Consider the following 8514-nt stretch of genomic DNA (forward strand, 5'->3'; position numbering starts at 1 on the left):
ATCATCCGGAGCTTCGGCATTGCCGAAACAACCTCCTTCTTCCGTATTGCAGTCCCTTCCTTTTACCGTTTGTCCCGGCAGTCCGTTGCTAACCCGTTCCCCCCTGTCACTTGTGGCAGGGAGATAGGAGTATGGTTTTGCTTGCAAAACCGTATGGCTTGTTTTACTTTCCGTACTGCCCTTTTCCTTGTTTTCTGCCTCCCCTAATGTGCTTTTTTCATAGCTCCATCTGAGTTCCTTTGTTTTTGAACGGCAAATTTATTTCGGTGGATGGATACGAAAGGGTTCCGGTCTTCGCCCTTTGTCCCGAAAAAAATAACGCCGGACGGCTTCGCTGTCCCCAACATTTTTTGTCGTCCAAAACTTTTCTTAATCCCTCCTTCCTTATTGTTGTGTGCCGTAAAAAAAAGGCTCATAAACTCAGATGGGGCATGAAAGCTCAAAAAAAAAGTCGGCAGAAAGAAAAGGCCATCCCGGAAAGGGGTTTAAAAAAAGGTCTTTAAATCTAGCTGAAGCATAAGTTTAATTTTAATAGATAAAAGACTATGGCACATCAGAGTAAATATCCTAGTTTAGACAGACAATGGCATAAGATGATGTTTTCTTTCTTTGAGTATCTTCCTATGCAATATCGGCAGGCAACGGAAAGAGAATGGCAAATTCGTAAGATGATATGGAGTTTTAAGGATGGAAAAGCTTATTTGAATATAGCTTGGATGATAGCGAATAAGTTACATCAAGTTTTTGGTGATGATGTTAAGAATATTGTTTTTGCTTGTGTTCCGGCTTCTTCCGCTGATAAGAATGAACTTCGTTATAAGGGGTTTGCTTCGGCTGTGTGTAAGTTTTCAGGTGCTATCAATGCGTATGAACATATACGTGTCAGTGGAGATCGTTTGGCTATTCACGAGAAATTTGACAGCAAGTCGCTTCAAAAAGTACAAGTGATAGAATTTGACAAGGACTTTTTTCGGGGTAAGAAAATCTTGGTATTTGACGATATTTTAACAAAAGGGTTTTCGTATGCTCGTTTCGCATGTCAGTTGGAAAAAATAGGAGGTGAGGTTTTGGGAGGTTTCTTTTTAGGTAAAACAGTTGTCCGTATGTTATAAGATGAAAGAAAAAGAGAGTTATATAGAGAAGCAGAAGGATATCTTTGGAGATACTACTTGGTTCACTTATCGTTATGAGGTGAATGGAATGGTGTATGAAACTTCGGCAGGTTCGTTGGATATATGTAGAAAGGCACGTGATAAATGGATGAAAATGATGTCCGTTGCTTTTACCGGTCATAGAACGATACGAACAAATAAATATGCTTTGTCCGTATCGTTGAATGAAGAGGTACGTTTCTGCTATGAGAATGGAATCCGTTTTTTCTATATTGGTTGTGCGGTTGGATTTGACATGATGGCTGCTCATACCGTACTTGAACAAAGGAAACAATATCCCGATATGGTTTTGGTGGCGGTTGTTCCTTATGTCGGGCAAGATGTGTATTTCAACAAAGAGGACAAACAGAGGTATGCTGATATTTTGCGCCAAGCCGACAAGGTGGTAGTTCTATCCGAATATTATTATGCCCAATGCTATGCCCACCGTAATGATTACATGATTTCACACGCCTGTAGGCTGATTGCCTATTGGGATGGAAAATCTGCCGGAGGAACTTCTTATACGTTTAACAAGGCACAAAAAAAGAAATTGGTGATATACAATCTGTTTTGATTCAGATTGTATATCGTTGTTTTCCAGCGGTATGATCAAACGTGGCGATGTCATACTGTCTGGTTGCTGTAAGTGCTAATACTTCCGATGCAAAAGAGAAAGACACAATAAATATGAAAAGCAATGATAGATGAATTTTACTTAATTGTTTTACCTTTGTAAAACATTAGTGTCCCATTAAAATTGGGACGAATTAAAAATTAAATAAACTTGGCCCATTTGGTCCGAATCGTTCTTTGTCATTTTGAAATTTAGTTTTATCAAAGAGGTCTCTCAGATGAGTCTTATCAGTCAATGAGATGCTCAGTATTTGTAACACTTCATATGTACTTCTGTTCAGTTGCATATCGTGTTGAATGATTGCCACCAAACAGTAAGCGCATATAGCAGCATATATCTGTATTCGAACAGCATTCTCTGTAGTTCCCCAAAATCTTTTGATTTTAAGGTGCTGCTTGAGCCATTTGAAAAACAGCTCTACCTGCCAGCGATTTTTATAAAGTTCAGCAACTTGAAGCGCAGATATATGCATCGCATTGGTTATGAATGTAAATTCTCGTTCTTGTTCTTCATCCCAATATTTAACCAATCTAAGTGGCTCTGGATAATATTGTTTAGGATAGAATCCTGTCAGAAATACACTTGCGTCTGAAAGCACATTCTTAGGCAGCCTACGTTTCCATTGGATGGATTTGTACCCGAGATTCTTTTTTGCTCTGACAACAAAGTAGGCTTCAATTTGATGAATTTTATACAGTATTTTGAAGTTGTTATAACCGCGGTCAAAGATGTAATAAGAGCTTGGTTCATAAGGAATTTCAATCATAACTTTAGAATCGTGTACGGATGCTTCCGTGATATGAAAGAATGCAGGAATCTGTGTTTCCACATCATATAATGTATGCACTTTGATACCACCTTTCTTTTTGCGGAATTTTGCCCACCAAAAGACTGAAAGGCACAGGTCAATAGTAGTCGAATCGAAAGCATAAACGTTACCGCCAAGTTTGAAAATATGATTAGCACACTTTTGTCGTGCTTCGCTAACCAGGTAGTAAGCATATTCTTCAAAGATGTGATAGTCTCTATCTTGATTTGCTCTTGCCAGCGATGACTTTGATACATTTTTACCCATTCCTAAATGATAACATTTGGAATGATGAGCTTCAAGAGCAACTATCAAATCTCGCAGACTTTCACGATTAGAAAGTTGACCAAACATCAAAGCAAGTAGTTGATTCCAGCAGGTGAAGTGCTTCACATATTTATCACCATCATACTTGGTGACTATGCGGTTAAACTTACTTCGATTCAGAAATGAAGCCAATTGAGCGAAAACGTATTTGTCTTGGAACATATGCCATCGGATTAATCTGATGCAAAGCTACAAATTCAAGTCCGTTCGCTCGGAAAATCGCTGTAACTAACTAAATTTCAAATATTTCAAAGAACTCTTTTAGATTTTAATGGGACAACAATGTTTGTAAAAGGTAAAACAATATGCGTTTTTCAGATACAGAGAACAATATGACCTTTTGCATAGGTGTGTGTTGGTTAGGAACTCCAAATATGGAGTCGTTGCAGAAAATAATGATGAACTTGAATATTATTGATAAGGATGGAAACAATGGAAGCTAATGAACTGATGCGATATGCCTATGAATTACTGCAAGGGCATTCGAATGAAGAATGTGCCCGAATATTAAGAGAAGTGGTGGCCGAGTGTCAGGTGTGTATAAAGAACTGTGAAGAAGGTGTTTTCGAAAATATGCTAAAGTAATAACAACAAGAATATGGAAATTACTCATAAAAATCAAGGAGAACTTGACTCAACCATGCTCCCATTCGTGATGAGAGAGCTGGTAGAACTGGTCATGAAGAAAAAGGCATTGCCTTTAGGCGATGCACTGTATTATATATATTCTTCCAAGTTGTATAAATCTTTGCTGGATAAGAGTACCAAGTTATGGTATTCAAGTACATTGTCGCTTTATGAAACATTGGAGAAGGAAAAAACAGAAGAAAAACGACGGTATAACGGTGACACGAAGATCCTGCTTTTCAAGATGTTCTGCATTGAGAATTATAGGGAGGAAAAGAAACAAAGTGCGGAAGAAACCTTGTTGTTGTTTTCGGACTATGGGGTTTTTGATTTTTTGGATGAGACTTTTGAAATGCTTCATACCCAAGACCCCGAATATATATTAGATACTATAACGACTTATATCAATAAAAGAAAATGAGACTATTTCATGGATCTACAGTTACCGTGAAACGCCCTAATATACAGAAAGGACGGAAGGCTACGGACTTTGGGAAGGGATTTTATACGACAACCAACTTTGAACAAGCAAAAAAATGGGCTTTGTTGAAGAAGAACAGGGAACAGAGCGAAAAAGCAATCGTCTCTGTTTATGAAGTTCCCGATGATATTCTTGATAGGGAATATCCGGTTCTTCGGTTTATGGGTGCGACAAAAGAATGGCTGGAGTTTGTTGTCAACAACCGCAGAGGAAGAGAAAACGGTGACTATGACCTAATAATGGGGCCTGTCGCAAATGACCAGTTATATGCGACAATTCGGCTTTATGAACAGAGAGTTGTTACGGCTGAAGCCGCTATTGAGATGCTGAAAGCGCATAAGTTGTTCAATCAGCTTTCATTTCATACGGTAACAGTCGCTTTGTTGTTGAAGTTTGTTGAATCAATTGAAGTGGGGTAAAGAATATGTGAAGTGAAAATAGGGGGAAGTTTATCCCCCAATGGTAAGGTTGTTTTTTGCGTCCACTTAGTTTTTTCCCACCCACCCTTTCAGCGGAGTGACTGCCCGGCAGTCTGTTGCTTACCCATATGTCCTAGCCTTTTAGGGCTGTAGATAGGTAGTTGGATATTTCGCTGCCAAATCGGCAGTCCGCTTCAATCGTTTGCTTGCTTTTCTCCGAGTGGAGCCTTTCTGCTTTTCCGGTGGTGTAATCTTCTTTTATTGGAAACAGGTGTAGTGGCTGTATGCCTGTGTGGTTATGTTCTCCCGCAGAATCCGCAAGTCAGTTCTTCCGTTGCAGCTTTTCATTTTATCGTGCAGTCACTTTTTTCGATACGTGGAATATGATATGCTTCATTCTTCGGCTTCATTTTTTTAAAAGGAATTGCAGATGTTTCTTCCGGTGTGTCGATAGGCGGCTGACCATCTTTTCGGGATGTGCCATGCTTGCTGTCTAACCGGTTGTTTTTTGCATCCTTTCCAAACCTGTTACTGATTTTCAAGTTTTGTCTTTTTCATATCATTTTTTAGGGAAGTCAAATCATTTTCCGTTGCAAATATAGATTGTTGCTAACCCCTTTTACGGGGATAAGGGGACGATTCACAAACACCACGTTGTTATTCGTCTGAAATCTTCCTTTTTTTGCCTTGCATAAAAAGCGTATTTAACCCGAATTATTTGCTGCCATCTTCACCAATAAAAAAGTTACAAATCTTCCTTTTTCCGGCCAGCATAAAAAGAGTATTTATATCTTTTTTCATGGTGTCCCCCAAAGCCAACAATCAGTTATTGCACTGTAAAATTGATTAATTAACTTCTAAAAAATCAGAGATATGAAAAAGATTGAAAATTCATTCGCAGTAACAGGCAGGATTTGTAGGGATGCAGAAATCCATTTATTCGAAATAGTAAAGGTTGCACACTTCTCTATTGTGGTCAGTCGCATAGGCAAGATAAATGAAGAAAAAACATTTGTTTCCTCTGTTATGAAAGTTGAAGCCTGGAGTAAGATGGAAGACCGCTATGCTTTTTGGATACTGCAAAAAGATGTACTGATTACCGTTGAAGGCTACTTTAAGCCGGAAGAATGGACGGATTCTAAAAGTGGGGAGAAACGTAACCGCATTGTGATGGTAGCTACTAAGTTCTACCCGACTCCGGAAAAATAAGAACCCCCGGACTAAAAAGAAAAAGCAATCAAACGATTGAAGCGGCACAAGGTCGCTTCAATCGTTTGCTAATGCGGCAGAAGATTATAAAAAAAGTGTTTCTTAATTTGGTGATTTTCAGATTTATCGGTATTTTTGTATCAAAAATGATACCTAAATATGTTTTTCTATGAAAAGATTATATGATACATATACAATATACGAATTTTCAGATGAATGTATTGTAAAGGAAATCTGCAAGAGAGTTAAGTCTATAAGACTTAGCTGCTGTTTTTCCCAGCAAGAATTTGCGGATAAGGCAGGAGTATCTATCGTTACTATTAAGAGAATAGAATCTTGTAAAGTAAGTGATATTGCCCTAAGTACATTGCTTAAGATTTTGCGTATAAGTGGAACTCTTGAAGGCGTTGTCGGTTTGGTTCCGGAACTTCCAGACTCCCCTTTCCTAATCAATGAAAAAACAGGTAAAAGAATACAAAGAATTAACGGTAAACGTAAGATGGTATGAAGAAAGAGCCGATTATAGTGAATGTATATCTGTGGGGGACTTGCATTGGCAAATTGAATTGGGACTTTGAAAAGCATTGTTCTGTATTCCAATTTACGGATGAATATAGGAAACAAGATTATGATATATGCCCTTCCACACACCCTAAGAGAACCCCTTTGTTTGCGTCTTTCTATGGGAATAAAGATAAATTATATCAAGGGCTTCCGGAATTTCTTGCAGATGCGCTTCCTGACAAATGGGGGGCTTCCCTATTTGACCAATGGCTCACGGATAATAATATAAAGGTTACGGAATCATTGCCTCTATTGAAGCTCTCTTATATTGGCAAGAGGGCTATGGGAGCATTGGAATTTGAACCGGAATTTAATGATGATGCCATCCATGAGTCAGTAAATATGTCATCATTGGCAACTTTGGCTTCTAAAATATATAATGATCGAGATGCTGCTGTCATATCACCGGAGGATAGCCTCACGATGAAAAAGTTGATATATCTTGGAACTTCTGCCGGTGGCATGCGCCCGAAGGCAGTGATTGCCTATAATCTCGAAACGGAAGAGTTTCGTTCCGGCCAGGTGGATTTGCCTGAAAATTTTAAGCAGTATATCATCAAATTTAAAGAAGCAGATGACTCTCCTACCACAGAGATAGAAATGGTATATAGCGAAATGGCAAAGGCGGCGGGAATCAACATGATGCCATGCTTCCTGAAAGAAATTGATGGAAGAAATCATTTCGTAACGGAAAGATTTGATCGTAAGAATGGAGAAAAGCTCTTTAGTCAGACCCTTGCGGCCATTATGCCGGGTGCAGATGATTATATGAAGCTGTGTTGGATAGCAGAGACTCTGAAACTTCCCCAGGAAGACAAAGATCAGATATTTATCAGAATGGTATTTAATTATGTCGCAGGTATATCCGATGATCATAATAAGAACATATCGTTTATCATGGATAAGGCAGGGGTATGGCGTTTATCACCTGCATATGATGTAATGTTCACGGCAAATACATGGGAAAATTCTTCAGCACACATTCATTCGATGGGCGTGATGGGCAAAAGGTCTGCCTTGACTACAAGTGATTTCGTCAACTTTGCCGAGGATTTTGTAGAGGAGCCCGAAAAGAAGATATTACAGGTGTTCGATGCTGTAAGCAAATTTCAATCGTTATGCGCCACGTATGGCATAGATAAGGCTATATTTGATAAAATCCAACATGTATTGGATGGATTGGTCACTGATGATTTGGATTTGCTGCAATTAACTTAAAGAACAGTAGATGGTGATAGTTGCTCCAGTCTTTTCTGGAACGGCTTTCTTTTCTTTTGAGATCTTTATACCCCTATTTGTTATTTTGGAGAAAGTCACATGTTTCCCACCCACCCTTTCAGCGGAGTGACTGTCCCCGTTTCAGGATTTCTCATAGTCACTCGCAGGCTCCGTGATTGTGTGAAATCCAGGAATGGGGAAGGCAAAGGAGAGAGGCATATCCGGTCTGCTTTCGGAGCTTCGGCCACATCGAGACAACCTCTTTCCGGCGGCTATGCCACTCTCCTTTTATTTGCCCGGCAGTCTGTTGCTTACCCATATGCCCCAGCCTTTTAGGGCTGTATATAGGTAGTCGGATATTTCGCCGCTAAATCGGCAGTCCGCTTCAATCGTTTGCTTGCTTTTCTCCGAGTGGATGCCTTTCTGTTTTTCCGGTTGTATAATCTTCTTTTTCCGGAAACAGTTGTAGTGGCTGTATGCCTGTATGGTTATGTTCTCCCCGCAGAATCCGCAAGTCTGTTCTTCCGTTGCAGCCTTTCATTTTATCGTGCAGTCACTTTTTTCGATACGTGGAATATTGTATGCTTCATTCTTCGGCTTCATTTTTTTAAAAGGAATTGCAGAGGTTTCTTCCGGTGTGTCGATAGGCGGCTGACCATATTTTCGGAATGTGCCATGCTTGCTGTCTGACCGGTTGTTTTTTGCATCCTTTCCAAACCTGTTGCTGATTTTCAAGTTTTGTCTTTTTCATATCATTTTTTAGGGAAGTCAAATCATTTTCCGTTGCAAATATAGATTGTTGCTAACCCCTTTTACGGGGATAAGGGGACGATTCACAAACACCACGTTGTTATTCGTCTGAAATCTTCCTTTTTTTGCCTTGCATAAAAAGCGTATTTAACCCGAATTATTTGCTGCCATCTTCACCAATAAAAAAGTTACAAATCTTCCTTTTTCCGGCCAGCATAAAAAGAGTATTTATATCTTTTTTCATGGTGTCCCCCAAAGCCAACAATCAGTTATTGCACTGTAAAATTGATTAATTAACTTCTAAAAAATCAGAGATATGAAAA

13 protein-coding genes are annotated in these 8514 nt (G+C 39.2%); 9 read left to right on the plus strand and 4 right to left on the minus strand.

Translation table 11 applies throughout. The features are described 5' to 3' along the window. The 3 genes from DWZ47_RS30805 to DWZ47_RS29550 all read left to right on the plus strand — a co-directional run. A partial coding sequence (locus tag DWZ47_RS30805; protein ID WP_117704145.1) for a hypothetical protein occupies positions 1 to 207 on the plus strand: 207 nt, incomplete at its 5' end. A 338-nt stretch (positions 208 to 545) separates the two neighbouring features. Continuing rightward, on the plus strand, positions 546 to 1112 hold the full coding sequence (locus DWZ47_RS29545) for a phosphoribosyltransferase (RefSeq protein ID WP_005868760.1): 567 nt from the start codon (positions 546 to 548) through the stop codon (positions 1110 to 1112). A 1-nt stretch (position 1113) separates the two neighbouring features. Further along, complete coding sequence (locus tag DWZ47_RS29550; RefSeq protein WP_005868759.1) at positions 1114 to 1728, plus strand: SLOG family protein; 615 nt, start codon at positions 1114 to 1116, stop codon at positions 1726 to 1728. A gap of 193 nt (positions 1729 to 1921) precedes the next feature. On the opposite strand, the gene DWZ47_RS29555 is transcribed toward DWZ47_RS29550, so the two are convergent. Continuing rightward, positions 1922 to 3085 carry an IS4 family transposase gene (locus DWZ47_RS29555; protein ID WP_005868407.1) on the minus strand — a complete coding sequence of 388 codons (1164 nt, stop codon included), beginning with the start codon at positions 3083 to 3085 and terminating at the stop codon, positions 1922 to 1924. Positions 3086 to 3346: 261 nt separating this feature from the next. Between DWZ47_RS29555 and DWZ47_RS30810 the strand changes: the two genes are divergently transcribed. Genes DWZ47_RS30810 through DWZ47_RS29565 form a run of 3 tightly spaced genes read left to right on the plus strand, consistent with a single transcriptional unit; the run spans position 3347 to position 4450 of the window. Beyond that, complete coding sequence (locus DWZ47_RS30810) at positions 3347 to 3508, plus strand: hypothetical protein (protein ID WP_007564662.1); 162 nt, start codon at positions 3347 to 3349, stop codon at positions 3506 to 3508. A gap of 13 nt (positions 3509 to 3521) precedes the next feature. Further along, a complete protein-coding gene (locus tag DWZ47_RS29560) occupies positions 3522 to 3971 on the plus strand; it encodes a DUF3791 domain-containing protein (RefSeq protein ID WP_005868755.1) in 450 nt (149 codons plus the stop codon). Beyond that, a complete protein-coding gene (locus DWZ47_RS29565) occupies positions 3968 to 4450 on the plus strand; it encodes a DUF3990 domain-containing protein (RefSeq protein ID WP_005868753.1) in 483 nt (160 codons plus the stop codon). Before DWZ47_RS29560 ends, DWZ47_RS29565 begins: the two co-directional genes overlap by 4 nt. A 344-nt stretch (positions 4451 to 4794) precedes the next feature. Here DWZ47_RS29565 and DWZ47_RS29570 read toward each other — a convergent pair whose 3' ends face one another. Beyond that, the gene (locus DWZ47_RS29570) at positions 4795 to 4992 is read right to left on the minus strand and encodes a hypothetical protein (RefSeq protein WP_007564664.1); all 198 of its coding nucleotides are present in this window, start codon (positions 4990 to 4992) and stop codon (positions 4795 to 4797) included. Positions 4993 to 5323: 331 nt separating this feature from the next. Between DWZ47_RS29570 and DWZ47_RS29575 the strand changes: the two genes are divergently transcribed. The 3 genes from DWZ47_RS29575 (at position 5324) to DWZ47_RS29585 (ending at position 7441) form a co-directional block, all read left to right on the plus strand. Further along, on the plus strand, positions 5324 to 5659 hold the full coding sequence (locus tag DWZ47_RS29575; protein WP_005868751.1) for a single-stranded DNA-binding protein: 336 nt from the start codon (positions 5324 to 5326) through the stop codon (positions 5657 to 5659). Positions 5660 to 5828: 169 nt separating this feature from the next. Further along, positions 5829 to 6167 (plus strand): helix-turn-helix domain-containing protein, encoded by a 339-nt coding sequence (locus DWZ47_RS29580; protein WP_005868750.1) that lies wholly within the window; start codon positions 5829 to 5831, stop codon positions 6165 to 6167. Beyond that, entirely contained in the window at positions 6164 to 7441 is a 1278-nt protein-coding gene (locus DWZ47_RS29585) for a type II toxin-antitoxin system HipA family toxin (protein WP_005868749.1), read from the plus strand. The genes DWZ47_RS29580 and DWZ47_RS29585 overlap by 4 nt, the downstream gene beginning before the upstream one ends. Before the next feature lie 157 nt (positions 7442 to 7598). Here the strand turns inward: DWZ47_RS29585 and DWZ47_RS30815 are convergent, their stop codons facing one another. Both DWZ47_RS30815 and DWZ47_RS29590 read right to left on the minus strand, forming a co-directional pair. Beyond that, complete coding sequence (locus DWZ47_RS30815) at positions 7599 to 7760, minus strand: hypothetical protein (protein WP_005868748.1); 162 nt, start codon at positions 7758 to 7760, stop codon at positions 7599 to 7601. A gap of 218 nt (positions 7761 to 7978) precedes the next feature. Beyond that, on the minus strand, positions 7979 to 8176 hold the full coding sequence (locus DWZ47_RS29590; protein WP_007564676.1) for a hypothetical protein: 198 nt from the start codon (positions 8174 to 8176) through the stop codon (positions 7979 to 7981). Positions 8177 to 8514 lie beyond the last annotated feature (338 nt).

The organism is Bacteroides sp. AF32-8BH, assembly GCF_003435205.1.
GTDB classification, from domain to species: Bacteria; Bacteroidota; Bacteroidia; order Bacteroidales; family Bacteroidaceae; genus Bacteroides; species Bacteroides ovatus.

What these genes read in the sequence shown, in the direction of transcription:
- DWZ47_RS29555 (WP_005868407.1), bottom strand. Translation starts at nt 3,085, where the DNA reads ATGTTCCAAGACAAATACGTTTTCGCTCAATTGGCTTCATTTCTGAAT.
- DWZ47_RS29550 (WP_005868759.1), top strand. Translation starts at nt 1,114, where the DNA reads ATGAAAGAAAAAGAGAGTTATATAGAGAAGCAGAAGGATATCTTTGGA.
- DWZ47_RS29545 (WP_005868760.1), top strand. Translation starts at nt 546, where the DNA reads ATGGCACATCAGAGTAAATATCCTAGTTTAGACAGACAATGGCATAAG.
- DWZ47_RS30810 (WP_007564662.1), top strand. Translation starts at nt 3,347, where the DNA reads ATGGAAACAATGGAAGCTAATGAACTGATGCGATATGCCTATGAATTA.
- DWZ47_RS30815 (WP_005868748.1), bottom strand. Translation starts at nt 7,760, where the DNA reads ATGGGTAAGCAACAGACTGCCGGGCAAATAAAAGGAGAGTGGCATAGC.
- DWZ47_RS29585 (WP_005868749.1), top strand. Translation starts at nt 6,164, where the DNA reads ATGAAGAAAGAGCCGATTATAGTGAATGTATATCTGTGGGGGACTTGC.
- DWZ47_RS29575 (WP_005868751.1), top strand. Translation starts at nt 5,324, where the DNA reads ATGAAAAAGATTGAAAATTCATTCGCAGTAACAGGCAGGATTTGTAGG.
- DWZ47_RS29560 (WP_005868755.1), top strand. Translation starts at nt 3,522, where the DNA reads ATGGAAATTACTCATAAAAATCAAGGAGAACTTGACTCAACCATGCTC.
- DWZ47_RS29580 (WP_005868750.1), top strand. Translation starts at nt 5,829, where the DNA reads ATGAAAAGATTATATGATACATATACAATATACGAATTTTCAGATGAA.
- DWZ47_RS29565 (WP_005868753.1), top strand. Translation starts at nt 3,968, where the DNA reads ATGAGACTATTTCATGGATCTACAGTTACCGTGAAACGCCCTAATATA.